The 26,307-nt window shown below is 70.0% G+C and carries 20 protein-coding genes and 2 pseudogenes; 6 read left to right on the top strand and 16 right to left on the bottom strand.

Annotated elements, in window-relative coordinates:
- Positions 1 to 95, top strand: a pseudogene (locus ABD256_RS37050) (MarR family transcriptional regulator); the annotation flags it as partial.
- Positions 96 to 216: 121 nt separating this feature from the next.
- On the opposite strand, the gene ABD256_RS37045 reads toward ABD256_RS37050, so the two are convergent.
- Complete coding sequence (locus ABD256_RS37045) at positions 217 to 897, bottom strand: ceramidase domain-containing protein (RefSeq protein WP_344429788.1); 681 nt, start codon at positions 895 to 897, stop codon at positions 217 to 219.
- Between the two features lie 479 nt (positions 898 to 1,376).
- Here ABD256_RS37045 and ABD256_RS37040 point away from each other — a divergent pair, with 479 nt between their 5' ends.
- Positions 1,377 to 2,000, top strand: a complete 624-nt coding sequence (locus tag ABD256_RS37040; RefSeq protein WP_344429786.1) for a response regulator transcription factor — start codon at positions 1,377 to 1,379, stop codon at positions 1,998 to 2,000.
- Positions 2,001 to 2,310: 310 nt separating this feature from the next.
- On the opposite strand, the gene ABD256_RS37035 is transcribed toward ABD256_RS37040, so the two are convergent.
- The 6 genes and pseudogenes from ABD256_RS37035 to ABD256_RS37015 all read right to left on the bottom strand — a co-directional run bounded on the left by ABD256_RS37035 (position 2,311) and on the right by ABD256_RS37015 (position 12,909).
- On the bottom strand, positions 2,311 to 2,661 hold the full coding sequence (locus tag ABD256_RS37035; protein ID WP_344429784.1) for an ATP-binding protein: 351 nt from the start codon (positions 2,659 to 2,661) through the stop codon (positions 2,311 to 2,313).
- 115 nt (positions 2,662 to 2,776) lie between these two features.
- Positions 2,777 to 3,055: pseudogene (locus tag ABD256_RS44550) on the bottom strand (HAMP domain-containing protein); the annotation flags it as partial.
- A gap of 57 nt (positions 3,056 to 3,112) precedes the next feature.
- Positions 3,113 to 3,379, bottom strand: coding sequence for a hypothetical protein (locus tag ABD256_RS37030; RefSeq protein ID WP_344429782.1), 267 nt, complete (start codon positions 3,377 to 3,379; stop codon positions 3,113 to 3,115).
- Between the two features lie 152 nt (positions 3,380 to 3,531).
- Positions 3,532 to 4,197, bottom strand: a complete 666-nt coding sequence (locus ABD256_RS37025; RefSeq protein WP_344429780.1) for a DUF4097 family beta strand repeat-containing protein — start codon at positions 4,195 to 4,197, stop codon at positions 3,532 to 3,534.
- Between the two features lie 226 nt (positions 4,198 to 4,423).
- Positions 4,424 to 5,956, bottom strand: coding sequence for a flavin-containing monooxygenase (locus tag ABD256_RS37020; protein WP_344429778.1), 1,533 nt, complete (start codon positions 5,954 to 5,956; stop codon positions 4,424 to 4,426).
- Positions 5,953 to 12,909 carry an SDR family NAD(P)-dependent oxidoreductase gene (locus tag ABD256_RS37015; protein ID WP_344429776.1) on the bottom strand — a complete coding sequence of 2,319 codons (6,957 nt, stop codon included), beginning with the start codon at positions 12,907 to 12,909 and terminating at the stop codon, positions 5,953 to 5,955. The genes ABD256_RS37020 and ABD256_RS37015 overlap by 4 nt, the downstream gene beginning before the upstream one ends.
- Positions 12,910 to 13,369: 460 nt before the next feature.
- Here ABD256_RS37015 and ABD256_RS37010 point away from each other — a divergent pair, with 460 nt between their 5' ends.
- Complete coding sequence (locus ABD256_RS37010) at positions 13,370 to 14,311, top strand: S66 peptidase family protein (protein ID WP_344429774.1); 942 nt, start codon at positions 13,370 to 13,372, stop codon at positions 14,309 to 14,311.
- A 109-nt stretch (positions 14,312 to 14,420) separates the two neighbouring features.
- On the opposite strand, the gene ABD256_RS37005 is transcribed toward ABD256_RS37010, so the two are convergent.
- From ABD256_RS37005 to ABD256_RS36990, 4 genes are all read right to left on the bottom strand, one after another.
- On the bottom strand, positions 14,421 to 14,885 hold the full coding sequence (locus tag ABD256_RS37005) for a hypothetical protein (RefSeq protein ID WP_344429772.1): 465 nt from the start codon (positions 14,883 to 14,885) through the stop codon (positions 14,421 to 14,423).
- Between the two features lie 244 nt (positions 14,886 to 15,129).
- Positions 15,130 to 16,011: a cyclase family protein gene (locus ABD256_RS37000; protein WP_344429770.1), complete on the bottom strand. Its 882-nt coding sequence runs from the start codon at positions 16,009 to 16,011 to the stop codon at positions 15,130 to 15,132.
- A 249-nt stretch (positions 16,012 to 16,260) separates the two neighbouring features.
- Positions 16,261 to 17,442 carry a 4-hydroxybenzoate 3-monooxygenase gene (locus ABD256_RS36995; protein ID WP_344429768.1) on the bottom strand — a complete coding sequence of 394 codons (1,182 nt, stop codon included), beginning with the start codon at positions 17,440 to 17,442 and terminating at the stop codon, positions 16,261 to 16,263.
- 57 nt (positions 17,443 to 17,499) lie between these two features.
- The gene (locus ABD256_RS36990) at positions 17,500 to 18,969 is read right to left on the bottom strand and encodes an aldehyde dehydrogenase family protein (protein WP_344429766.1); all 1,470 of its coding nucleotides are present in this window, start codon (positions 18,967 to 18,969) and stop codon (positions 17,500 to 17,502) included.
- Positions 18,970 to 19,203: 234 nt separating this feature from the next.
- Here ABD256_RS36990 and ABD256_RS36985 point away from each other — a divergent pair, with 234 nt between their 5' ends.
- Positions 19,204 to 19,821 (top strand): TetR/AcrR family transcriptional regulator, encoded by a 618-nt coding sequence (locus tag ABD256_RS36985; RefSeq protein WP_344429764.1) that lies wholly within the window; start codon positions 19,204 to 19,206, stop codon positions 19,819 to 19,821.
- On the opposite strand, the gene ABD256_RS36980 is transcribed toward ABD256_RS36985, so the two are convergent.
- From ABD256_RS36980 to ABD256_RS36970, 3 genes are read right to left on the bottom strand one after another with little or no spacing between them, the layout of a single operon-like run.
- Positions 19,790 to 22,108 carry a xanthine dehydrogenase family protein molybdopterin-binding subunit gene (locus ABD256_RS36980; protein ID WP_344429762.1) on the bottom strand — a complete coding sequence of 773 codons (2,319 nt, stop codon included), beginning with the start codon at positions 22,106 to 22,108 and terminating at the stop codon, positions 19,790 to 19,792. The two genes, ABD256_RS36985 and ABD256_RS36980, sit on opposite strands and share 32 nt — an antisense overlap.
- On the bottom strand, positions 22,105 to 23,091 hold the full coding sequence (locus ABD256_RS36975; protein ID WP_344429760.1) for an FAD binding domain-containing protein: 987 nt from the start codon (positions 23,089 to 23,091) through the stop codon (positions 22,105 to 22,107). The genes ABD256_RS36980 and ABD256_RS36975 overlap by 4 nt, the downstream gene beginning before the upstream one ends.
- On the bottom strand, positions 23,088 to 23,579 hold the full coding sequence (locus ABD256_RS36970; RefSeq protein WP_344429758.1) for a (2Fe-2S)-binding protein: 492 nt from the start codon (positions 23,577 to 23,579) through the stop codon (positions 23,088 to 23,090). Before ABD256_RS36970 ends, ABD256_RS36975 begins: the two co-directional genes overlap by 4 nt.
- An 80-nt stretch (positions 23,580 to 23,659) precedes the next feature.
- Between ABD256_RS36970 and ABD256_RS36965 the strand changes: the two genes are divergently transcribed.
- Positions 23,660 to 24,205 carry a TetR/AcrR family transcriptional regulator gene (locus ABD256_RS36965; RefSeq protein WP_344429756.1) on the top strand — a complete coding sequence of 182 codons (546 nt, stop codon included), beginning with the start codon at positions 23,660 to 23,662 and terminating at the stop codon, positions 24,203 to 24,205.
- A gap of 423 nt (positions 24,206 to 24,628) precedes the next feature.
- On the opposite strand, the gene ABD256_RS36960 is transcribed toward ABD256_RS36965, so the two are convergent.
- The gene (locus ABD256_RS36960) at positions 24,629 to 24,955 is read right to left on the bottom strand and encodes a hypothetical protein (protein ID WP_344429754.1); all 327 of its coding nucleotides are present in this window, start codon (positions 24,953 to 24,955) and stop codon (positions 24,629 to 24,631) included.
- Between the two features lie 135 nt (positions 24,956 to 25,090).
- Positions 25,091 to 25,483: a nuclear transport factor 2 family protein gene (locus ABD256_RS36955; RefSeq protein ID WP_344429753.1), complete on the bottom strand. Its 393-nt coding sequence runs from the start codon at positions 25,481 to 25,483 to the stop codon at positions 25,091 to 25,093.
- A 99-nt stretch (positions 25,484 to 25,582) separates the two neighbouring features.
- Between ABD256_RS36955 and ABD256_RS36950 the strand changes: the two genes are divergently transcribed.
- Positions 25,583 to 26,026 carry a MarR family winged helix-turn-helix transcriptional regulator gene (locus ABD256_RS36950; protein ID WP_344429751.1) on the top strand — a complete coding sequence of 148 codons (444 nt, stop codon included), beginning with the start codon at positions 25,583 to 25,585 and terminating at the stop codon, positions 26,024 to 26,026.
- The last annotated feature ends 281 nt before the right edge of the window (positions 26,027 to 26,307 follow it).

Genomic DNA, 26,307 nt, shown 5'->3' with positions numbered 1-26,307 from the left:
ACGAATTCCGCACCGCACTCATCGCGGCCGGGTTCCCCTACCAGCGCTACCTCGAAGACACCCTCCGGCTGGCCGAACTCCTCGAACCCGGCTGAGCGCACCGGCGGTGGCCGAGGACCACAGTGAACTCCGGCCGGGCTTCACGCCACCCGTCGGCAGCACCAGAGCATGGCGTGCCGGACTTCGTATCAAATGAGGCAGCTCCGAGTTCCGCGGCTAGGCAGGTGCGCGGCGGGCTGACCGCCAGCGCCCGACCAGCGCGCGGGACAGCACGAACAGCACGGCACCGTTGAGCACGTGCCAGAGGAAGTGCGTACCGAGCGGAAAGCCGGCGCAGAACGCGAAATCGAAGGTGCGGAAGAACAGGGCGCCCGCGAACATGACCGAGGCCAAGGCGAACGCGTGCCAGTGCCGGACGCGTTCCCGCTCACCGGACGAGGCGAGTGCCACGGTGAAACCGACGAGTGTCACCAGCACTGGAAGGTAGGGCAGCGAACCGTTCGCGGTACGGCTGCCGAAGACGAATACGGCAGCGGCGCACAACCCGGCGAACAGCAGTACCCCCAGCCACGCGCGCTGCCAGGTCCACTGCCAGAACCACCGCAGGTACGAGGCGACGTAGCAGCAGACGAACACGCCGATCGGCACCACGTCCAGCACCTGCGACCACGCGGTGGCCACGGTGTGGAACACGAAACTGCCCACACCGATCACCGCCATCAACACCACGAGCACGGTGAGGCTCGCCGGGGCCCGGGCACCGGCCCTGCGCTGCATCCGCCAGATCATCAACGCCGCGACGACGAACACCAGGTTGCTCAAGGCGTTGACCGGTTCGGCCCAGAACGCCGCCGAGCCCCGCTCGCAGTAGTCGCTCAGATGATTCCGCCAGTCCACCCTGGTTGCTTTCGCTAGTTTGCGTTGCCGGTCGCGGTGACCGTTTTCACATCAGTGCGGATATCCGATCAGCCGAAACCGGATATTAGCCGATTCTTCAGTGCGGCTGCGGGGTTGTGCGGGGTTGTGCGCTTCGGGCCACCCGTACGTGTCCGGGGAACCCTGGCGCTCGGTGCGGGCACTGTGGTGACCTGGGTCTCGTTCACGGGGCCGATAGCGCGACGCGCGGTGCCCGGCCGGTTTCCTGGCGTGCTGTCCGGGCACAGGTGAGCACTAGTGAGTACGGCGTTGGCCTGGTGAGCACCGGCTTCGGTGACGAAGATCAAACACAGGGATCGGCGGTTCGGAGCAGCCGTGGGCAATGGACGCGGTGGAAGCACCGAACTGCTTCCGATCTGGATTGTCGTTCGTTCTCGGTCCAAATCGAGGGAATCTCAGCGATGAATGATGGGTGTGTGGCGCCAGTTGCCGTGACGCGTGTGCCGGTGGCAGTGCACGCGTCGGACGCGATGACCAGGGCCGGTTTGACGAGCATGCTCGACGGCGACCGCCAGGTGACGGTGTTGACCGACACCGACGATCTCGCGGCTGCCGAGGTGGTCGTGGTGGCCGAGAGGTCACTTTCCGAGCAGACGTTCTCGTCGTTGAAGAAGGCGCGAGCGGGCTTGACGATGCCGCCGCGCTGCGTGGTCATCACCGAAGAGTTCCCGGACAACGCGCTGATGGCGGCGATCGAGTGCGGTATGACCGCGGTGCTGCCGATGAAGGACATCAAGGCCGATGCGTTGGCGTGGACGATCGTCGGGGTCAGCCGGGGGATGGTGTACCTCCCGCCCCGGCTGCAGGCAGGCCTGCTCGGCCAGTTCGAACGGGTGCGAGATGACGTGCTCAAACCGATCGGGCTCACGATGAGCGGTCTGTCCACACGGGAGTGCGAGGTGCTTCGGATGGTGGCGGACGGGTACGACACCGAACAGATCGCCGCCAAACTCGCCTATTCCGACAGCATGGTGAAGAAGATACTGCGAATCCTGATGTCCCGATGTGGCCTGCGCAACCGCTCGCACGCGGTCGCGTTCGCCATGCGGGCAGGCATGATCTAGCCGATCTTTCGCCGACAGCGTCCGCACCACGCCGCGGCCCGCGCCCTCCGGCCGGGAACCGTGTTCGGTGTGGACGCGTCAGACCGGCCTGGCTCCCACTCCCCCCTCGCGCCAGGCCGCCACAAGGCGGGCCGATCTCGTCCCCCAGGAGATCGGCCCGCCGATTGGCGACGCGGGATGCCGATGAGGACCAGAACGGGTGGCACTGACCCATCTCGGACCGGCAGGAACGGCGCCGTCGACGAGTCCGAACGCGCGCTGTGCGGCAGAAGGGGATGTTCGGCGCGAGGCCATCGATCGGCTGAGCCGATCAGGCGGGGGATCCCGCGGCCGGTTGGCCCTTCCAGCGTGCGAGGTCGTGGCGGGCGGGGTGGTCAGGGACGGCCCCGGGCGTCGGCGTGGCCCGGGAGGGAAGCGTGACCGAGACGGCGAGTCCTCCGCCGGGGTGCGGGGTGGCGGTCGCCGAGCCGCCGTGTGCCTCGGCGATGGCCTGCACCACGGACAGACCGAGCCCGGAGCCGCGGGGCTGCCGCACCCGGTCGCCTCCGGCGGAGGCCGGTTCGAGGTCGGCACGCACATCGATCCGCGCACCGGTCTCCGGGGATGCGCGCAGTACGTCCGAAACGAGCTCCGCCAGGTCGACGGTGTCGGTCGTGTCCACGGTTTCGGCGCTCCGCGCGAGCACGAGCAGACTGGCGATCAGCCGTTCCTGGCGCAGTGTGTTGGCCTGTACCTTGGTCGCGAGTTCGATGGCATCGGTGCTCGCGCCGCGCGAGCGCCACCTCGGCGAGTGCGCGGGTGCCCGCGACGGGGGTGCGCAGCTCGTGGGCCGCGTTCGCGATGAACCGGCTCTGCGCGGTGAACGAGTGCTGCAGCCTGGCCAGCATGGCGTCGAAGGTGTCGGCGAGTTCCTTCACGTCGTCGTCCGGGCCGCGCAACCCGATGCGGGCGCCCAGGTCCCGCTCGGCGACCCGCCGCGCGGTCTCCGAGATGCGGCGGACCGGGGACAGCACCCGCCGGGCAAGGAACCAGCCGAGCAACGCGGCCAGCGCCACGGTCACCGCGAGAGCGACACCACCGGTACGGACGATCTCACGGACCCGCTGGCACGCTCAGCCACCTCCGGCGATCAACCGGAACACCGAGAACCACACGGAGGAAATCATGCGACCGTCCCGTCTTCTTGGCTCGATCGCCCTGGCGGGCATGGCCCTCGCCGGCCCGGCCGCGTTCGCGCCGATCGCGAACGCGGACACCCCGGCACCCGCGCAGACGTGCGGCGGCCCGAGCGTGCCCGGAACGCCGCACGCGCTGAGGCTCACCGACGTGCCATGCACGCCGGGCACCCCCGGCACCTCCACGCCGAGTGTCCCGTGCATCCCGGCGACTCCGGGACAGCCGGGACACCCCGCCTGTCCCGGATGGGGTGCCTGGATTGCTGAGGCCGGGTCGCCCGCGGGATTTTTCCTGCCGGGCGACCCGGCTTTGGCGGGATAGTGGTTCGCCGGTGGCTGAGCCGGTCGGCTGGTGCTCAGAGGCTGTGGGCGGTGATGTCGCCGTAAGCGGTGGTCGCGTGGATGTCGAGCTGGGCGTCGCCCTCGGTGTTCTTGAGGGAATTGCGGATCCGGCCGCAGGAGGTGCCGGCGTCCAGGGAGGCCGAGACCCCGTGCGCGGCGCCGATCGAGATCGCGCCGTATTCGGTGCGCAGCGTGACCGTGCCGAGGGCGGCCTCGGCGATGCGGATGTCGCCCTTCTGGGTGCTGATCTCCGCGGCGCCGCCAAGGCGGCCGACCGAGACGTCGCCCGCGTGGGCGGTGAGGCGGACGCTGCCGGTTTCGTCGAGTTCGACCGTGCTGTGCGCGCCGTCGAAGACGACGTCGCCGAGGCGCCCGACGGTGCGGAGTTCGGCGGCGGCCGCCTTCGCCTCGACCTGTGAGCCGGCGGGAAGCTGGACTGTCACCTCGAGTGCTCCGGAGGGGCCGAAGTACTGGGTCTTCGTTGGGGCTTCGATCCGCAGGACGCCGTCGCCGTACTCGACCTTGGTCTGTTCCGCCACCGTCACATCGCGGCTCTTCGAGACGTCCGCGGGCCGAACCTCGACCACGGTGTCGGCCCGGTCGGCGGCGATGAACTGGACGCGCCCCGCGGGGATGTCCAGGACGGCGGAGATCGGGGCGGGGGTGTCGAACTTCTGCATCGTGCTCTCCTGAGAGGTGCTTCGGGTGGCCCCGCTGGTGCGGGTGCGATCGATGAGCTGATCACGGAAGCCACGATCACCCGCTGTCCTGACACCGGATGGCCACGGTGCTGACACGGCCGCTGACACGGCGCCACCGCACGCCCGGATCGCGGACCGGCCACCACTCGTGTCACAGCGGCGGCGCTGGCCGCCGCCGCACCACCGAAATCCGGAGAAACCTCCGCTATTCGGCAGGAACGGACGTGCGGCGAGGCACCTGTCGCTCGCGATCGGGCCTCCCCGCCAGAACGGATCCCCGTGCGGGCAGGAATTCGTAGTCGCCCTTCCGCAACGTGCGCAGGCGCAGGCGATAGCGCAGGATCGAGTCCGGCCACAGGACCGTTCCGGCAGGCGAGGTGTTCTGGTACCAGTTGCGGCAGTTGCCGGGGGCCCAGACCGTCCGGGCGAAGCGTGCCCGCGTCTCGGCCAGGAAGCGGTCGGTCGCGTCGCGGCGAACGGTCAGGGCCCTGGCGCCGGCCGAGCGGGTGGTGCGGACGGCCTGGACCACGTAGCGGGCCTGTGCCTCGAGGTTCGGCACGACACTCGTGTAGGGCGCGAACCCGTTCGGTCCCAGGAGCAGGAACAGATTCGGGAAATCCGGCACCGCGAGCCCCTGGTAGCCGTGCGTTCCGCCCCGCCACGCCTCCTTCAGGAGCCGGCCGCCGATGCCGGCGATCTCGATCCGGTCGAACGAGCCGGTGAGGTCGAATCCGGTGGCGTAGACGAGCACATCGGTCCGGTGTTCCTCGCCGACCGCGTCGACGATCGTGTCCGGGCGGATCTCGGCCGGGCCGCCGGCCACGACGTGCACGTCCGGCCGGTTCAGCGTCGCGTAGTAGTCGGCAGAGAACAGGACTCGCTTGCAGCCCAGCGGGTAGTCCGGTGTCACGAGCGCGCGCAGGGACGGGTCGGCGATCTGCTCGGCGATCCGTCGCCGCACGATCGGCTCGGCGACGCGTAGCAGATCGGGGCGGGTGTGGAAGCCGAAGCCCCGTTTCTCCCGTCGCAGGTAGATCCCCAGCCGGTGCCACGAATGCACGGCCGGGAGCCGCGCGAAAAGCCGTTGCCGCCAGGCCGGGATCGCCGTGTCCGCCTTCGGCAGCACCCACGGCGCGGTTCGCTGGAAGATCGTCAGCGAGGCGGCTCGTTCGGCCAGGTGCGGCGCGACCTGTACCCCGGAGGCGCCGACGCCGACGAGCGCGACGTGCTTGCCCGCCAGGTCGACGTCGTGGTTCCAGCACGACGTATGCCAGCTGCTGCCCCGGAAGGTCGCCGCGCCGGGCACCTCGGGAAACCGGGGGACGTGCAGGCCACCGACTCCGAGCACGAGGAACCGGCTGACGTAGGTGTCACCGTCCGCGGTCTCGACGGTCCACTCCGCCGTGGCCTCGTCCCAGCGAGCGCTCACCACCCGGGTGTCGAAGCGGATCCGCGGCAGCAGCCCGTGGCGCCGGGCGACGCCGCGGAGGTATCCCAGGATCTCCTCCTGACCGGCGTAGGTCGAGCGCCAGTAGGGATTTTTGGTGTGCGAGTACGAATACAGGTGTGCTTCGACGTCGCAGGCCGCGCCGGGATACGTGTTGGACCGCCAGGTGCCGCCGAGGTCCGGCGCCTTCTCCAGCACCACGAAATCGATCCCGGACCGCGCGAATGCCACGGCCTGCCCGATCCCGGACAGCCCGGCGCCGATGATCAGTGCTTCCGTTCGCGTCGTCATCGTGTGCCTTCCCGGAGGAACTGGCCGATCTCGGGCCACAGGTCGATCCACGCCTGGTCTTCGTGTTCGCTGTCGTGCGGCAGCCCGGGCACGGTGATCATCTCCGCGGGCAGGCCCGACTCGCGTACCCGGGTGGCGAGTTCTTCGGACTGTGCAAGGGGAACAACGGAGTCCGCGTCCCCGTGCACGATCAGCAGCGGTGTGCCGAGCGTGCCGACGCCGTCGAGCGGCTGCCGTTCCGGCGCGGCGAAGTAGCTTTCGACCTCGGCCGAGCCGGACCTGGCGTTCGCCGGGAGCAGCGTGCCCGGCTGGGCCTGCTCGGCCGCGACCAGCATGGCCGGGTCGTACAGGCCCATCAGCAATGCCGCGTGCCGCCACAGCTCAGGACGGCGTTCCAGCGCCAGCAACGCGGTGTAGGCGCCACGGCTGGTGCCCACGACGCTGATCCGGCTGCCGTCGATCTCCGGCAAATCGGCGAGGTACTCGGTAGCCGCGATGACGTCATCGATGTCCCCGCCGCCCATTTCGGCCCGTTCGGTGAAATCGGGACCGTGCCCCGGCGCGCCGCGCTGGTCGACGGTGAAGACCGCGAACCCGGCGGCGATCAGGGGCGCGTGCTCGCTGAGGTGCGCGTAGTCGCCATCGGCGTTCAAAGCTCCGCCTTCGCCCGCCGTGCACACCACGACGGCCGGATGCGGTCCGGGGTCCGGGGGAACGCTCAGGTGGCCGTAGATCACCAGCCCGTCCGCCGAGGTGATCTCGTGCTGGGCGGCGGCTGCTTCGGGCTGTGCGCGGTCCAGCTCGTCGACAAGAAGATCGACAAGCACGCCCACGCTGAGGCTGCGCTGCAGCCGCACCGCCGGTACCGCGACCCCGAGGTGCTTCTGCAGCAGCACCCGCACCTCGACCGCGGTGAGCGAGTCGACGTCGACCGCCTGCTCCTCACCGAGCTGCTGCTCGGTGAGCCCCGTGGTGCGCTGCAGCAACGGCGTGACGAGCGCGGGCAGCATCGACGCACGATCAGCCGGGCCCGCCTCCCGCAGACGCTTCCCGACGGACTCGTCCCCGCTGTCCGCGGGGCTCGCCGGAACCACGGTGGCGAACCTCGGCAACGGCGCGAGCTGCGGATTCGCACGCACCCACCGTGGCCAGTCGATGTCGGCGACCGACACCTCCGCGGGCTGCGTGTGCAGCAACGCCCCCAGCTCGGCGACCAGCCGGGCAGGGGGAATGCCGAGATGGCCGACGCGGCGAAGGGCATCGCCCACGAAGCCGTCTCGGCTCACCGCGACCCCGACGTCGTCGATCATTCCCCAGCCGACGCTGATCGCGGGGAGCCCCTGGGCGCGCCGGTAGCGGGCGAGGCCGTTGAGGAATTCGTTAGCGGCGGCGTACGCGCCCACGCCGACCGCGCCCAGTTGTGCCGCGAACGAGGAGAACAGCACGAAGAAGTCGAGGCGGTCGCCGAGAGTTTCCCGGTGCAGATGCCAGGCACCGTCCGCCTTCGGCTGGGTCGCCGCGATCAGCCGGGCGGCGTCGGTGTTGGACAGCAGAACGTCGTCGAAATCGGCTGCGGCATGGACGACACCGGCGATCGGGGGCATCTCGGCACGGACGTCCGCGAGGAGCGCGCGCACCTGGGCGTGGTCGCCGACATCGGCCTTCTCGACCCGTATCTCGACACCTTCGGCGGTCAGATCTGTCACCAGCCGCTCAGCGTCGGGTGTGGTGGCCCCGCTGCGGCCGACGAGCACAAGGTGCCGCGCGCCCTGTTCGGCAAGCCAGCGCGCCACCGTCCGGCCGAGACCGCCGAGACCACCGGTGACGACGTACGTCCGGTCCGGCCGGACTGGCGTCCCGGGCATCGACGAGGCCGGCACCAGCACCTCCTCGTCGGCCATGCGCAGCACGATCTTCCCGCGGTGCTCGGGACTCGCCATGGCGCGGAAGGCGTCGGCGGCGTCGAGGGCCGGCCACGCGGCGACCGGCAACGGCGCGATCGCCTTCCGCTCGTAGAGTTCCGCGACTGCCCGCATGCATTCCCGGACGTCGCCGGGGCGCAGAGCCATCATCTGGTCGTAGTCGAAGGAGTGGAACGACAGCGCCCGCCTGGCCGAGGCGAGCCGCACCGCGTGGTCCGCGACGTCCCCCGGCTTGCCCAGCTCGACGAACCGGCCGAAAGTACTCATCGCCCGGAGGCTGTGGCCGATCATCTTGCCGGGCAACGAGTTCAGCACCACGTCCACGCCCGCGCCACCGGTCCAGCCCAGGATGTCGTCCGCGAACGACGACGACCGCGAATCGGCGACCCGCGCGAAGCCCTCCTGGCGCAGGAAATCGCGCCGCTGTGCGCTGCCCGCGGTGACGAACACCTCCGCGCCGAGCCATTGCGCGATCCGCGCCGCCGCCAGCCCCACGCCCCCGGCGGCGGAGTGGATCAGCACGCGCTCGCCGGCGCGCAGCTTCGCGAGCCGGACGAGCGACAGGTGCGCGGTGGCCACCGGGAACAGCGACGCCGCCTCCGCGGCGGACAGCGCGGCCGGTTTCTTGACCACGCGCACCGCCTCGAGCGTCACGTGCGAGACGAACAGGTCCCGGCTGTGCGCGAACACCTCGTCCCCAACCCCGATGTCGGCCACGTCGTCGCCGACCGCCACCACCGTGCCCGCGCATTCCATCCCCAGCGTCTCACCGGAATGGCTGCCCTCGATCGCGTGCGGCGCGATCAGGCCGGTGTGCTTGAGGACGTCTTTGAAGTTGAGCCCGACATGGGATACCCGGATCTCGACCTCACCGGGACCGGGCGGCCGACGAGTAGTGGCGAGGAAACCGAGTTCACCGGCGGACGACGCCAGCCGCACTGGGGTGCGGTCGGTGCGCGTGCGGACGTGGTCGAGTTCCGAGCCGTCTTCGGCCTGCTTCAACCTCCGCACATACCGGCCATCGGGGTGGAGGGAGACGTCGTCGCCCCCGCCGTGCAGGACTTCGGTAAGCAGCGCCTCCCCGGACACGCCCGGGGCGAGGTCCACCAACCGGCAGCCCAGCTCCGGCCGTTCGGCGGCGACGACGCGGCCGAAGCCCCACAACGAAGCCGCCGACGGGTTCACCGTGGAGACACCTTGTGCACCCGTGGTCACGAGGACCAACGGCACGGCGGGCAGTTCCTGCACGAGCCGCAACGGCGCGGCGATCGGCGCGCACGTGGCCCCGGCCTCGGAGCTGTCCACGTGAACCACGCCGCGGCAGGCCGACGCCGCGGAGAGCACCCGGTCGAGCCAGCCGTCATCGGCCGGATCCACGGCGACGACCTCTCCGCCTGCCACGGCAAGGTCTCGAGCGAGTCCGGACGCCGTGGCCGACGATCCGACGACGACCCACCGGCCCTCCGCCCGCCCCTCCGCGGCCTGCTCCAGCGGTTCCGGCTGCCACTCGTGCCCGTAGACCAGCGACGACGGCTCGTCCGCTGCCTCCGCGAGCCGGCTGGCCCGCAGCCCCCGGATCTCCGCGACCACTTCTCCGTCGTCGGTCACGAGGGACAGGTCGCACTCGATCCGGCCCGGCCTCGCGGCGTCGCTGCCCCGGCCGTGCACCCACAACCGCGTGGCCGGGGAACGGAAGAACCGCAGCGCGTCGATCCGGGCCGGTACGTACGTGCCGGATTCCACGCCGTCACCGAGCATCAGCGCGCCGGCGATCACGGCCTGCAGCGCCGCGTCGAGCACTACCGGGTGCAGCCGGTGGCCGTCCTGCTCGACGGTGTCCAGCCGTAGCTCGGCGAACACCTCACGGCTGTCCTGCCGCCACCACAACCGCTCCACGGCGCGGAACGCCGGACCGTAGTTCAGACCGGTACCGCCGAGCCGGGCGTACACCTCGTCGTGCCCGAGTTCCGGCAGTCCTTCGGTCAGCGCGGCGGGCGTTTCGGTGCGACGTTCGGGCAGCCGCGCCTTGGCTGCCTGGCCGTGGCGCAGTTCGGCGTGCAACGTCCACAGTGGATCGTCGGGCTGGGTACGGCTGTGCAGGGTGAGCAGCTGCCGCGCCGGGTCGTGGCCCGCCCGCAGCGTCGGGATCGACGACGGCGCCAGCACCAACGGCCGGTGGAACACGACGTCTTCGAGCAGGCACGGCTCGTCGTCCGGGAAAGCGGCCAGCGCGGCCTCCAGGTAGCCGGAACCGGGGAACACCACGGACTCGCCGATCCGGTGATCGTTCAGGTACGGCAACGCCGAGGTGGACAGCTCGATGTCGTGGACCGGCGTGACGCCTGCGACCGGCCGTCCACCGAGCCGCAGGTCCCCGGTGCCCAGCCGCTTTTCCCGCGACGCCACCGATTCCACCCAATGCCGCTCCCGCTGCCACGGGTACCGCGGCAGATCCAGGTGCTCGCGCGGCCCGGGATGCACCCGGTCCCACGTCGGATCGGCACCGGCGGCGTACCGGTGACCGAGCGCTGCGAGCAGGTACTCGCGCTGCGGTTCCTTGCGGTGCGCCGAAGCCAGGCGGACGATGTCGTCGGTCCGGTCGGCCAGCGCCTCGTCGATCGCGGACGCGAGCACCGGATGCGGCCCGATCTCCAGCACGGCACCCGGAGCCCTGGTGAGCACTCGGCGGAACGCGTCGGCGAAGCGGACCGTCTCACGGACGTTGCGCCACCAGTAGCCCGCGTCGAGTTCCGGGCCTTCCACTTGGTCGCCGGTGACCGTCGAGAACAGCGGGATTTCCGCACGGCGCGGGCGAATCCCCCGCAACGCGGCGAGCAGCGGTTCGCGGATCTCCGCCATCTGGTGGCTGTGGTACGCCACCTCGACGCGGAGCGGTTTCACCGACGCGCCCGCGGCGGTCAGCCGCTCGCCCACCGCCGCCAAGGCGTCGTGGTCCCCGGCCAGCGTTGTCGCGTACATGCTGTTGACCGCGGCCACCTCGACGCCGTCCCGCAGGTACGCGGCGATCTCCTCCGCGGGCAGGTCCACGGCCGCCATCGCGCCGCGTCCGGCAAGGCGGGACTGCAGGTTCGCGCGGTGGAAGCTGATGGTGAGGGCGTCTTCGAGCGTGTACACGCCCGCCGCGTAAGCGGCAGCGACCTCGCCCACGCTGTGGCCCACGACGAAAGCGGGTTCGATCCCCCATTCCCGCCACAACGCGGTAAGCCCCGCTTGGACCACGAAATTCGCGACCTGCGCGTACAACGTCTCCGTGAGCCGCGACTCGGCTTCGTCGCGGCTGAGCTCGTCCGCCATGCACACGCCGAATTTCGCCAGCACCTCGTCGCAAGCCGTGACGACCTCGGCGAAACGCGGCTCAGTCGCCAGGAGTTCACGACCCATGCCCCACCACTGCGGGCCCATCCCGGTGTACACGAAGGCATTTCCCGGCCGCGTCGCCCGCTTCGGCTCGACAGTCAGTTCGCGCAGCTTCGCCGCTGCCTCCCGGGCGTCCGTGCCTACCACGAACGTCCGCAGTGGATGGTGCTCACGCTGCCGCGACGCCGCACGGGCGACCCGCCGCAGAGACGGGCTCCCCGGACTTTCCAGCACCGTCGCGTAGGAATCCACCAGCGCGCGCAGGGCTTCCGGGCTTCGCGCCGACAGCGGCAGGAGAACCGGCCCGCCCTCGGCCTCGGGCGCCGCGACCGGCTCGGGTCCCGTCCACTGCTCCAGGATGGCGTGTGCGTTCGTCCCGCCGAAGCCGAACGAGTTCACCCCGGCCCGGTGCGGTCCCGCCGACTCCGGGAACGGCACCAGCTCCGTCGGCACCCGCAGCGGGAGCCGGTCGAACGGGATCTTCGGATTCGGCCGCTCGAAATGGAGGTTCGGCGGGATCAGTCCTTTACCCAGGCACAGCACCGCCTTGATCACCCCGGCGACGCCTGCCGCCGCCTCGGTGTGCCCGAAGTTCGATTTGACCGATCCGATCCAATGCGTACGCGACGAATCACCCAGCACGTCACCGATCGCGGTCGCCTCGATCGGATCCCCCACCGCGGTACCGGTGCCGTGGGCTTCGAAGTACCCGACAGACGCGGGCTCGACGGCCCCGACCTGGCAGGCCCGCTCGATCAGCGCGCGCTGGGCAGCCACGCTGGGCACGGTGATCCCCGGCGTGCGGCCGTCCTGGTTCACCGCCGTGCCGCGCACGACCGCGTGGATGCGGTCACCGTCGCGCACCGCCGCGGGCAACGGCTTCAGCAGCAAGACACCCGCGCCCTCGCCACGCGCGTAGCCGTTGGCCCGATGGTCGAACGACTTGCACCGGGCATCCGGCGAAAGGAACTGCCCCTTGGACATCAGGACCGTGGTGACCGGATTGACCATCACGTTCACCCCGGCGGCCACCGCGAGGTCGCAGTCCCCGCGGGCGAGCGCGCCCACCGCGTGGTGCAACGCGACCAGCGATGACGAGCAAGCGGTGTCGAGGGTCAACGCCGGACCGCGCCAGTCGAACGCGTACGACAACCGCGCGGCCAGCATCGTCATGCTCACGCCGGTCGGTGTGGCCGAGCCGACGAGATGCCGGTTCGAGTCGGTCAGCTGCAGCGTCGCCGCGTCGAAGGTGAACCCGCCGACGTAAACGCCGACATCGCCGGCCGCGGTCGAGTTCGGCGGGATCCCGGCGTTCTCCAGCGATTCCCAGGTGACCTCCAGCAGCAACCGCTGCTGCGGATCCAACGCGGCCGCCTCGCGCGGTGACATCCCGAAGAAGCCCGCGTCGAACTCGTCGACCGGATTCCGCAGGAAACCACCCTGCCGCACGAACATCCGGCCAGGCGCGGCCGGATCCGCGTCGTAGTGGTCGGCGATCCGCCACCGGTCCGCCGGGACGTCGCCGATCGCGTCGGTCCCGGACGCGACCAGTTCCCAGAAACCCGGCATATCCTCGATACCGCCCGGAAAACGGCAACCGATCCCGATGATCGCGACCGGCGTGCCCGCCCCCTCCGCAGCCCCTGTTCCCATCAATGCACCTCTCCCGCCCGGAGTCCCCGTCCTTTCCAGGTTGCGCGGCCCGGGCCGTCGAAGCCGATGTCAAGAACAAAATGGGTCAGATCCGCTGGCGATCGTGCCCAAAGAGGCACCCGTGAAGTGGCACACGCCACTCCGGGTTCGTGCTTGGTGACACGCGCACCCTCGCAGACAGACCGCGGTCCTTTTTCGGTAAAATACGATCGATATCGGCGGATTCGGCACTTTTCACCTTTTGGTGGCGTGAATTGTTTCGGCCCGATCCGGTGCACGTGCTCGATCGGGCACGATGGGTGACCGGTGTCGAGCCGGTTTCGCTTGTCACTGTCAGCGGCGGCACTCCCTCGCGGAGGCTGCCTCAGCGGACTTCGGCGCCGCCGACGAGTCCGAACGCGCTATGCGGCTTGATGAGTGGTGATCGAGGCCGTCACGTCGGTTCTGGTTGGGTGAAGGCATGCCTTCCGTCCGCCCATGGCGTGCCCTGTCCGCTGGTGACGTCGTTGCTTTGCTGGCTCCGGCGAGCTGGTCGGATGACGGCTGGATCGAGCGGAGCGTGGCACAGCTCGAGTCGTGGGGTTTTCAGGTCCGGTTGGGTGCGCACGCACGCGATCGGCGGGGATATCTCGCCGGCCGGGACGAGGACCGGCTCGCCGATCTCAACTCGGCGATTCGTGACCCCGAGGTTCGAGCCATCGTGTGCCTGCGTGGCGGATGCGGAAGTTTCCGCGTTCTGCACGGAATCGACATCCAGGCGCTGAGGCGGGACCCGAAGCCGTTGGTGGGCTTCAGCGACATCACCGCGCTGCACCGCGTCTGGCACTCGATCGGCGTGCCGTCGCTACACGGCGCTGTCGCGGGTGCGCATGCCAAGACGGTACGCGACCTGCTCCTCGGCCACGTTCCGCACGTCGTGCGGGCCATCCCCACTCAATTCGGCGCCGAGCTCACACGACCGGGAACGGCATCGGGGCCGCTGTTCGGAGGCAACCTGGAACTGCTGGCCCGCACAGTGGGCGTGCTCGACTTCGATCTCCAGGGACATGTGCTGTTACTCGAGGCCAGCAAGGCAGCCGGACTCGGCATGATCGATCGGGCGATGACCCAGTTGATCATGTCGGGCGCCCTCGACGGCATCACCGGCATCGCCTTGGGTTGCCTGGAAGGATTCGATGACTACGAAGACCGTGGCTGGACCATCATCGACGTCCTACGCGACAGGTTCGACCTTCTTGGCGTGCCGGTGCTGGCCGGCCTCCCACTGGGACACCTCGCGGACCCGATCACGGTGCCGCTCAGCGTCGACTGCGGGCTCGACCTCGAACGCCGTGAGCTGACCTGCTCCCCAGCAGCAACGAAAGACCCGCCAGATGCCCCCGGCACTCGCACATCGGCCTGAGCGGACGTTCGCTGACACCCGCTATGCGGCATGGGCGGAGGTTCGATCGCCGCCGCCGTGATACCTGGCTGGGCACTGCGGTCAGTACGCCGGAACCATGCGTGCAACGTCAGTGATCGGCACCGCTCCTCCGTCGCGACAACCAGTACACCCCGGGTGGAGTGGCTGCGAGCAAAGCGGAAACAGCGATACAGAGACCGACGAGGAAGATCGCGTTGACACCGCTGAAGAAACTGCCTGCTCTTCCGTTGGCGAAGATCAGCGCTCCCACGCTCAGTACGATGGCCCCGATGGTGATTAGGCCGACCGCGGCCATGGTCAAGCGCCTGAGACGCCTCTCCCAGGCCAGGAGACGGACAGGGGGATGCCGGTCACCGTTCCGGCCCCGCCACCAAGCCAGCGCTGCGACCGCGCCGAGCAGCAGGCCAACCCCCGTCGCGCCCAGCCCGAAGAAGAAGCAGCCGCCGGCACCGATGTTGGCGCCGGTATCGGGTCGCTGGGTGCGGAGCATGATGAATCCCATGCTCAGCAGCGCAGCCCCGGCGGCGATCAGCCAGATCGCGGTGATGGTCAAGGGCCGGACAGCGGTTCTCATGGCTTCTTCCTGTCGGCTGAGGTCTGCGCGCGGTGGCACGGCCGTCCGTTCAGGGTTTCCGCGCCCTCGTAGGATCTTTCCCGAACAGGCGGACGTTACCGGCGGCGTGGAGGCCGGCCAGCAGGGGCGGTGTCGTGTGTGTTGACGAACTGCCCGAGGCGGACGGACCGCTGAGGCGCGAACGCGTCGGTGGCTTCCAGCGGCAGCCGGCGCGGTTGCGGGGTCAGAACACGGATATGGGGTTGACCGCGACGCCGGTCAAGCCATGGATACGCGGCGGGCCGACGGTGAGCAGGAAGCTGTAGCGCTTCAACTCCGCGCACAGCGCCGCGAGGTCGTCGAGCTGTGACCCGTCGATGAGCGGCATCGCCATCCGGCCCAGCGCGACGCCGTGCAGCGGGGACGGTCCGCCAGGGTCCAGCGGCGGGTAAGCATCACCCCGGTCGCCCGTATAGAGGGCGACGCCGCGGCGGTGCATCCAGCGCACCGCGTCGAGGCTGATTCCTGGAGTCGGTTCGCCCGGCATCAGCGGGTCGGCCGGCCAGCCGAACCGCACAGCCAGCGCGTCGCCCGACCGTACCTCGACGCCTTGCCGTTGCTCGGCGTCTTCGAAGTCGCGTGATGTCACCGCGTACCCGGACGGGAGTGGTTCTTCGACGGCGAGATCGAGCAGAACCCCCCGTGTCACGATTCCGGCGGCGAAGGCCGTTGTCGAAGCGAAGGTAACCCCTTCGGCCGTCACGATCTGGTTCCTCGGGCGACCGGGGTAGACCTCGTCGTCGGTCGACCAGTGCGCCAGCGCGTCGATGTGCGTCGACTTCACGTGATGGTTCGTGACCACTATCAGATCGGCCGCCACGCCTACTCCGGTGTGGGACATCATCTGCTGTACGGGAGAGACCTCCACCGTCGTGGGCGCGAACGGACTGCTGATCATCGGGTTGGGCGTGATCGGCTGCGCCAGCGACACCCATCGACCGGTCCGCACCTCCGCGGCGGCCTTCGCGCGCACGTCGTCGGTGATGAGGTTGAGTGTGCCGAGTTCGTCGTCGGATCCCCACCGGCCCCAGTTGTCAGGCACCTCGAGTTCAGTCGGATCGGCCATGTCGTTGGGCCCTTCTCATCACGATCCAGCGGAACGAAGCCGTCTGCTGTCTCGGCGTGCCACCCCGCGGGGCAGGCGGCGCTGCGCGTCAAGATCGACGGTACGTCATCGAGCACGATCACGACCGCAGTGGATGATCCTTCCGGACAACGTGTCGGGCGTACTCGGGACTTTTGGCCAACGTCCCCGTCGCGCGCGTGCAGTGCACGTTCGGCGGTGAGCCGGGCTGCCCGTCCGCCTCGCGGAGCGCTAGTTCAGCCCGGTGATGAATTCGCTGAACAGGCGGTTCGCCGAGCCGGACTCGAACAGCCGCTCCAGGTCCGCCCGTGCGACCTGGCGCCGGAACTCACCCTGGTAGGAGGCGTCCCCCGCGTTGTGCACCAATTCGGTCCACCACGCGGCGAATGCCTGGTAGTTCCACACGTGCCGAAGACACGTCGCCGAGTAGCCCTCGAGCAGTTTCGAATCGCCGTCCTTGGCCCGGCGGACCACGGCGTTCGCGAACACGTCGGCGTCGTGCAGGGCCAGGTTCATCCCCTTGGCGCTCATCGGGGGAACGATGTGGGCGGCGTCCCCGAGCAGGTACAGCCGACCGTAGCTCATCGGGCTGTACACCACACTCCGCAACGGCACGAGCTGGGTGCTGGCGATCCGGCCCCGCTCCGCCACGGGTTCGCCGAAGCGAGTCTCGATCTCGTCCCAGATGCGATCCCCGGTCCAGGCCGATGTGGAGGTGTCGAGCGGGCACTGCAGGTAGAACCGGCTGGCATTCGCACCGCGGGCGAACTGCCCCGCGAACCCACGAGGGTGCATCGCCATCATGGACTGGTGGTTGGCGGGAACCTCGGCCAAGACGGTCAGCCACGCGTACCCGTACTCGTGGGAGTGACGGGTGAGAACCTCGCCGGGGATGGCCGCCCGGCTGACACCGCGGTCGCCGTCGCAGCCGGCGACGAACTCGCAGCCGATCACCTTCTCCGAGCCGGCGTTGTCCCGGTAACGAACGCGGGGGCCGCCGTCACCGTTGATGTTCTCCAGCGAGACGTCGGCCTCGAAGCGAAGGTCCCCGCCGTCGCCGACGAAGACGTCGATGAGGTTCCGGACGAGCACCTGCTGAGGGCAGAACCGTCCGTCGCCGTTGTCTTCGTGGCCGAACGCGAGGGGACGCGTCCTGCCGTCGATCCGGAAGTTCATCACCGGCTCGAAGGGGGCGCCTCCGACGACTCTGTCTTCGAGCCCCCACTCGCGGAACATGCGGGCCGCCCGGGTGTCGATGACCCCGGCCCGCTGCCGCTGCTCGACGTACTCCCGGCCGCGCTTCTCCACGATGACGCAGTCGATCCCGCTGCGCAGCAGGAAATTGCCCAGCGTCAGCCCGGCAACTCCGGCTCCTACGATCACAACGGTGGTGTTCTCATCCACAGTGGACATTATCGGTTTTCTCCCTTTCGGAAATCATCATGGTGAAACAGATCGGTGGGACAAGGGTCAGCCGAGACCGTGGAACGGCTCGGCGTCGAGGTAGATGACGCGGGTTTCGAAGTAGGCGTCGAGACCTTCGGGCCCGAGTTCGAGCCCGTAGCCCGATTGCTTGACTCCGCCGAACGGAATCGCCACGTCGAGGTACTGGCCGTTGTTGACGTTGACGCTGCCGCTTTCCATCCGCCGCGCCAGCGCGAGCGCACGGCCGGGGTCCGCGCTGTACACCGCGTTGCTGAGGCCGAACTCGGTGTCGTTGACGATCCGGAGCGCCTCCTCCTCGTCCCGGTACGGCAGGACGACCAGCACCGGGGCGAAGATCTCCTCGGTCGCGACCCGCGACCGCGGCGTCACCCCGGTGATGATCGTGGGCGTCACGTAGAACCCCGTGTTCCGGCCTTCCGGGCGGCCGCCGCCGATCACGAAGCGCCCGCCCTCCTCGAGCGCGGACCGCAGGAGGCCGAGGACGCGTTCGTGCTGCGCCCGGCCGATCAGCGGACCGACCTCGGTGCCCGGATCAGCCGGTGGGCCGACGACCACCTTCGCGAACGCCTCCGCGAGTGCGCGGACGATCTCCTCCTCGCGGTGTGCCGGGACGACGAGCCTGCTCGGCTGCAGGCACATCTGGCCGTTGTTGAACAGGATCGCCGGCACGATCGTCTCGACGAGGCTGCCCAGCGGCGCGTCGTCCAGCACCAGCGCGGCCGCTTTTCCGCCCAGCTCCAGCGCCAGGTGCTTGAGCGTGGGGGCAGCCGCCGCGGCGATCGCCCGGCCGGTCGCGGTGCTCCCGGTGAACGACACCTTGTCGACCCCGGGGTCACGCACCAGCGCGGCACTCGCCTCGGGCAGGCCGGTCACGATGTTCAGCACCCCCGGCGGCAGGTCCGCCCGCCGCGCGGCGTCCGCCAGGTACCCGGCGCTCAGCGGCGTCAGCTCGGACGGCTTGAGCACCACCGTGCAGCCGGCGAGCAGCGCGGCCGGGAGGGTGAACGCCGCCATCACGATCGGGCTGTTCCACGGCACGATCTGAGCCACGACGCCGACCGGGTGCTTCTCGACCAGCGCGGTGACTCCGGTCCGGCCGGTGCGCTGCTCGGTCAGCGGGAAACCCCCGGCGAGATCGGCGTAGTAGCGCAGGACCGTGAGCATCGCCTTGGTGCCGCCGATGCTGTCCGCCCGCGGCAAGCCCGTCTCCCGCATGACGAGTTCGGCCAGCGGCTCGATGTCGTCCTCCAGTGCCTTGGCGAACCGCCGCAAGGCCCCCGCGCGGTCCACTATGGACATCCGGGGCCACGGGCCGTGGTCGAACGCCGCACGGGCAGCGACGACAGCGTCCGCGGCGTCCTGCGCGGAAGCCGACGCCGCCTCGCCGAACGGCTCCTCGGTCGCCGGGTCGATCAGTCCGAACGTCGCGCCCGTCGAACTGGGGCGCCACCCGCCGTCGATGAAGAGCTCACGGCGCAGAACCGGCGTGGTCATGCTTCCCTCCGTGTTCGTAATCGGGCCAAAGCTCGGCGGTCCCGAGGCCACGCCACCGACTTCGTGCACTGCCAAGGCGTTCACCTCTTTCTAATTTCGATACAATCTGTAGCGTAATCGGATTCCCCTTCCACCGCAAGGCATCGGCTCACCTGTCCGGATAGGACAGCGGAAGCGCGGCGTTCCCGGCCCGGTGGCGGAGGCCCCGGTACGGCGGATGGAAGGATGCACGCCATGGAGCAGGAACCCAGCGGGAGCGGAGCAGACGGCCACGGCGCCCCGCCGCGGCGGACGGCCGGTCGCCCGCGCAGCGAGTCGGCGCGGCGCTCGGTCCTGGGGGCCGCCTACGCGATCTTGGAGGAAGGCGGGATCGAGGACTTCTCCATCGACCGGGTCGCGCGGCTGTCCGGCGTCGCCCGCACCACCATCTACCGGTGGTGGCCATCGAAAGCCGTGCTCGCGATCGAGAGCTTCCTCGAACAGTTCGGGCCGCAGCTCGCCGTCCCGCGCGGTGAGGCGCCGGACCAGGACTTCCGGGCCTTGGTCCGCGCACTGGCCGCCGCGCTCGCCGGACCGGCCGGACGGGTCGCCGCCTCCGTGGTCGCGCACGCGCAGAGCGACGAGGAGACGCAGCGCCTCTTCCGGGAGAACTTCTCCGACCCGCTCCGCACGCAGGCGGCCGAGCTGCTGGAACGAGGGATCACCCACGGCGTCTTCCGGTCCGACCTCGACATCCCCCGTGTCATCGACGCCTTCGTCGGGGCGGTCTACTTCCGGCTGATCATCGGCAGCTCCCTGGGCCCGGACTGGGCGGACGCCCTCAGCGAGACGATCCTGAACGGCTGCCGCTGACCGCTCTCCCGTCCTCCTCCTTTCGAGCCGGTGGCGCCGGATCGATCCGCCGCAGGATCGTCTCCGGTCGAACGGGCAGGTCGCGCACGCGTACACCGGTGGCGTTGAACACCGCGTTGGCGATCGCCGCGGCGATGCCGACGTTGCCGATTTCCCCGCAGCCCTTGGCGCCGAGCCGGGGATTCGCGACGAAGTCGGGCCGGTTGACCATCGTCACGTCGATCTCGGGCACGTCCGCGTGGGTCGCGACGAGGTACTCGGCGAGCGAGGCGTTCACCAGGCTGCCGGCGTGCGGGTCGTAATCCCCGCGCTCCAGCAGGGCCGCTCCGATCCCGAAGACGATGCCGCCGACGAGCTGGTTGCGCGCCGTCCTCGTGTTGAGCACCTGCCCGAAGTCGAAGGCCGACGCCACCCGCCGCACACGCACCTCGCCGCTGCTGGCCCGCACGCCGACCTCGACGAATTGGGCGCCCCAGCACTGGAGGGAGTGCGAACCCCCGGACGGCGGCGGCCGGAACTCCGCCTCCGCCACGACGCGGTCCAAGCCGTGGCGGGCCAGCACGGTGGCGAATTCCTCGCCGAGGGCCGGTTCGTCCCGCGCGAACACCCGCCCGTCCGCGAGATCGACCTGATCCCCGGCCAGGCCGGCCAGGGGCGACGCCGCGTCCTCGACCGCCAAGCGGGCGATCCGGGCGACGACCCGCTCCTCCGCCTCGGCCACCGCCGGACCCACGCTGCCCGCCTGGCTCTGCCCCGCCGCGATGCTGCCCGCGGGTGCGGTGTTGTCGCCGAAGGCCTGGCGCATCCGGTCCATCGGCAGGCCGAGCCGGGCCGCGGCGAGCTGCGTGTAGACGGTGGAGGAGCCGGTGCCGATGTCGTTGGCCGACGAGCGCACCTCGGCGGTTCCGTCCGCCAGCAGCGCCACGGCAGCGCGTGCCCTCGACGCGATCGCGTAGAAGCTCGCCGTCGCCATGCCGAGGCCGATCAGCCAGTCGCCCCGCCGACGCGCGGCCGGGACCGGGCTCCGGGACGACCACCCGATCCGCCTCGCGGCCACGTCGTAGCACTCTCGCAAGTGCTTGGCCGAGAAGGGACGGCCGGTTCCCTGCTCGTGCTCGGAGTAGCAGCGCAGCCGCAGCTCCAGCGGGTCGAGGCCGAGCCGGACGGCGAGTTCGTCCATCGCGCTCTCGACGGCGAAGCTGCCGGGTCCGACGCCGGGCGCCCGCATCGGGCAGGTCGTGGCCATGTCGAAGGGCACGACACGGTGCGTCACGCGAAGCGCGCGGGTGCTGTAGAGAACCGGCGTCTGATCGCCGGTGGACTCCCCATAGCCGGTGCCGACCCGTGATACGGCGCTGAAGCTGTCGTGCGTTATCGCGCGAAGCCGGCCGTCGGGCCCGGCGGCCAGCACCAGGTGCTGACGGGTCGCCGGCCGGGCTTCGCCGAGGTAGCACACCTGCTCCCGGGTCAGCACCAGCTTGACGGGCCGGTCCAGTACGCGGGCGGAGAGGGCGCAAAGCGCTACGTGGTACCGGAAATAGGCCTTCCCGCCGAAGCCGCCACCGACGACGGGATTGACGAGGTGGACCTGTGCGTCGTCCACCCCCACCGCCTGGGCGACGGCCCGCGCCTCGCCCACCGGCCATTGGGTGGCCGTGTTCAGGGTCAGCCGCTCGCCTTCCCACCCGGCGACGCAGCCGTGCGGCTCGATGGCAGCGTGCACCTCGGGCGGCGTGGTGTAGACCGCGTCCACGACCTGGCTCGACGCGGCGATCTCGGCAGCCGGGTCGCCATGGACGAGGTCTTCGGCGTCGAACATTCCGTTCGGCTTGATCGCGTCCGCCAGCACGGCCTCGAAGTTCCCGGGGAGCGACGGCTTCCCTGCCTGGCCGTAGCGCACGGCGACCAGGCCGGCCGCACGGCGAGCCTCCTCGGGCGTCTCGGCGACCACAACCGCCACGATCTGGCCGGCGTAGTGGATGTCCGGCCCCTGCAAGGGAAGCAGGTCCTCGTGCGCCCAGCGGCCGGAAGTCAGATCGCTCTCCGGCTCGACGCGGCGGAGCGCGGGCCGGTTCTCCAGGTGCGTCATCACGTGCAGCACACCGGCGACGGCGTGGGCCTCGGTCGTGTCGATCCCGAGGATGGCGCCACCCACCGCCGGCGCGCACACCAGCGCGGCATGGGCCAGCCGTTCCGGAAGGCGGTCGGCCGCGTAAGCCGCCGCGCCCGTGACCTTGGCCATGGCATCGGCGCGGGGCGGCCCGCCTCCCATGTGGACGGTGCTCATAGGGCCATCTCCCGCAGATCCAGCAGGCAGCGAGCGAGCACCCGTTCGGCCATCGCCACCTTGAACGCGTTGTCAGGACGGGGTCGCGCGCCGGCCAGCGCCCGCGCCGCGGCGTCGCCGAAGGCGTGGGCGTCGGCAAACCGGCCGACCAGCGACCGCTCTGCTTCGCGCGCCCGCCATGGTTTCGTCCCGACGCCGCCCAGCGCGATCCGCGCCGCGCGAACGACGCCCTCCTCCACATCCAGCGCGACGGCACACGAGACCAGCGCGAACTGGTAGGAAGCGCGGTCGCGCACCTTGCGGTAGAGCGAACGACGGGCGTAGCCGAGGTCGGGCACCTCGACGGCGGTCACCATTTCCGACGGCATCATGACCGTTTCGCGCTCCGGGGTGTTCCCCGGCACGAGATTGAAGTCGGTGAACGCGACCGTTCGCTCGCCGTCGCGGCTTCGCAGCGTCACCCGCGCATCCAGCGCGGCGAGCGCGACCGCCAGGTCTCCGGGATGCGTCGCGATGCACGCGTCGGACACGCCCAGCACGGCGTGACCACGATTGACGCCGTCCAGCGCGGCACATCCCGCGCCGGGAGAACGCTTGTTGCAGGCAGCGGTCCGGTCACGGAAATAGCCGCACCGCGTCCGCTGCAGGAGATTGCCGCCCACTGTCGCCATCGTGCGCAGCGCCCCCGAGGCACCCTGCAGGATCGCCTGGGACAGCAGCGGCAGGTCCGCCGCGATGCGGGGGTGGGCCGCGACGTCCCGGTTGCGGGCCAGTGCGCCGATCCGCCAGCCCCGCGGAGTCCGCTCGATCGCGTCCAGCCCGATGCGGCTGATGTCGATCACGGCCGACGGCCGCAGCACCTCCAGCTTCATTAGATCGACGAGAGTGGTCCCCCCGGCCAGCAGGGCGGCGCCGGGCTCGTCGGCCAGCCGGCCGAGTGCCTCTTCCGGGGAAGCGGCGGTGTGCAGCGCGAAGGGGATCATGCGCCGGTCCCGTCCCGCACGTCACGGATCGCCGCGACGATGGTGTTGTAGGCCCCGCATCGGCACAGGTTGCCGCTCATCGCCTCACGGATCCCGTCGTCGTCCGGGGGCCAGCCTTCGTTCGCCAGGCCGGCCGCGGACATGATCTGGCCCGGGGTGCAGTAGCCGCACTGGAAGGCGTCCCGGGCAGCGAAAGCCTCCTGCAGGGGATGCGGCGACCCGTCCGGCCTGGCCAGCCCTTCGATCGTGGTGATCTCCCGGTCCTGCTGCGTGGCGGCGAGCACCAGGCAGGAGAGCGTGCGACGCCCGTCCACCAGGACTGTGCAGGCCCCGCACTGACCGTGATCGCAGCCTTTTTTCGTGCCGAACAGGCCGAGCCGCTCGCGGAGGGTGTCGAGCAGGGTCGCCGACGGAGTGATCGACGTCGTCCGCTCGGTGCCGTTGACCCTCAGACGGTGTTCTCCGGTCGCTGCCACTGCGGGCGGCATAGGTGCTCCTCTACCCTTAAACGAAGCCAACACTTCGGATCATACGGAGTCATCACTCCGGATAGCAAGGAGAGGTTTACGTGCGTCGAGACGGCGCGGCGAACCGGGAGCGCATCCTGCTCGCCGCCGAGCAAGTGTTCGGGACGGGCGGCGCGGCCGCCTCCACCGAAGAGGTCGCCCGGCAGGCCCAGGTCGGCATCGCCACCGTGTTCCGGCACTTCCCCACCAAGCAGGACCTGATCGAGGCCACCGCTGTGCGCTACCTCGGGAAACTGGAGGGCGAGACCCGGAGACTCACCGGAGAAGCCGAGCCCGGGCAGGCGTTCGCCTCACTGGTGCGCACCCTGGTGTCGACCGGAGCCACCAAGATGGCCTTGCTGAACCTGCTGCCCGGCGACGGCTACGAGGTGGCCGGGCCGGTCACCACGGCGGCCCACAACTTCCTCGACGCGATCGGGATGGTGCTCGAACGCGCCCAGAGCGCCGGGGCCGCGCGCCAGGACGCCACCGTCGACGACGTGTCCACGCTGGTCCGCGCCCTCGCCCACGTCGCGGCACCCGGCGAGGACGAGGCGGTCGAGCGGGCCGTGGGGATCGTCCTGGACGGACTCGGCGTACGCCGTTGAACCGCCAGCCGTGGCGACGACATCGAGGGCGGATCACGGGGCTGCGACGGGTGCTGGAGGCGGCGTATGCGAAAGCGGCGAACACGACGTCTAGGACGACGCTGTCGAGCACCGGTGCGAGGAGTGCTCCGGCGGCGGCGCCGCCGGACAATCTGAATCGTTCGGAGCGAGATGTGCGGTCTCGCAAGTTATGGGCGGTTCGCGCAGGTCGCGTTTGCCGATCTCCCCGGCAGGCGTGAGCGGAAGGCCTTGTAGCCGGCGATCAGTCGTTTGCAGTGCTGCCGCAACTCGTCGAAGGTGACGGAATCACGGTTGCGCGGGCTCGACAAGCCGTAGGAACCGACGCCGGGGTGGCCCGAAAGCATTTGGATCATGACCGGGGGAGCATGGTCGCGGAGATCCGATGCCGCTGGATCGCCGTCCTCACCGCCACTGGCTCGAACATCGGGACGAAGACGTGGGTGCCACCGACGAGCATCTGTTCTCGATCGGATCGGCGCCGTCGAGCAGGCCCTCGTACGACAGCACGCCGTCGGGAGTGGGCCCGTCACCGCAGTGCACCACCGGGTCGAGGGAGTACCGGATCTCGCGGGCCGCGCGATCCGCTCGACCGACTCGCACGCGCTCCCCGCAGACGGTGAAGGGCGCGTCGGGTGCCTGCTGAACGACCAGTGCAGGAACCGGGTCAGGTAGTTGCGCGGCGAGCGCGAGCAACTCGGCGTCGAGGCGTTGCCGTCCTGCGAGCCGCACCCCGATGGGCAGTTCCCCGCTGTCGAAATGCGACGGGAGCGTGATCGCGGGAGAGCCAGCGAGATCCGCAGGAGCCGCGATTCCACCACCCAGCCATGTTCGCGCAGCCCTCGCTCCACACCGCGAATACGGATCTCAGCGGGCGCGACCGATGTTTCGGTCCGCGTCGGAGCCCTGGAGCATGAGCGTGGTTTCCTCGATCCGGCTGAAGCGCCCGTCGGGCGCGAAGTCGCCGAAGACGTAAACCTCCGTGCGTACGGTCGATCCGTCCGTCTTGGTGATCTCGACGGTGTGGCGATCGGCGTAGCGGGTGCCGTCGTACAGCTCGTCGTGGACCTCGATAGACCCCGCGGTCACGATCGTGCGCAGGTGGGCGATGTGCTCGACGAATCCCTCGCGGTCAGCCCACTCACCGTCGGTGCGTTGGCGGTAGTCGGGGGCGAAGTGCCGGTCGGCGGCCTCGTGCAGGTCGAGACCGGGGGTGAACAGCAGGTCGGTGAGGGCGGCACGGATATCGGTCCGGTTCATGGGGGTCCTTTCACAACTACAGTCGATGTGCGTGCGCCACGCACGCACTATGCCGAACCTAGCACATGATGCGTGCGCGGCGCACGGTAGTCTGCCTGAATGCAGAACGAAGTAGGAGGCGAGATCGCCGACGCGCTTGGTGTGTTGCTCCGGCGCGCTACGCGGGCCCAGCTGTACAAGACGCTGACCGCAGGCATGGGTGAAGCGCTGGACGAACTGACCTACCCGGTCTTGAGCGCGGTGGCCAGGATCGGCCCCCGAAGCGCCGCCGACCTGGCCTCAGAAGTGGGTCTCGATCGCTCCGGCGTCACCCGCCGCGCCTCCAGACTGGAACAGGCCGGGCTGCTCCGCCGCGAACCCGACCCCCTCGACCGTCGAGCGACCCTGCTGGTCCTCACCGAGCACGGTGAACGCGCGGTGGACGAGCTACGCCGCCGCCTGGCCGCTCACATCACCGCGAGCCTCACCGCCTGGCCGCCAGACGAAGCCCAGGCGTTCGCCCGCGGCCTGCGCCGGTTCATCACCGAAGGCCCCTTCACCTGAGCCCGTCGCGCAACCCTCAACGGCTCCCCGCAATCGACCGCCAGCACCACAAAACCCACACCAACAGCCCCGTCAAAGGTAAACCCCGACGTGTCACCACAAGAACCAAGCCGACGCAAGATGGTGGTCCGGGGCGCCCCCAACAGGGTGTGGAGCCAGGCCCCGCAAAGAAAGCCGAAGACCGCCACAAGGAAAGGCGTGCCCGCCGAACAGGCGGCACCCAAGATCAAGTAGGCCGAACGCGCCAGCACCAGAACCAACCCGACTGCTGGTCCAAACCC

This window comes from Amycolatopsis minnesotensis (assembly GCF_039529815.1).
Lineage (GTDB): Bacteria > Actinomycetota > Actinomycetes > Mycobacteriales > Pseudonocardiaceae > Amycolatopsis > Amycolatopsis minnesotensis.
Note: the sequence above shows the minus strand (reverse complement) of the source record. Positions and strands in the feature narration are given on the sequence as shown.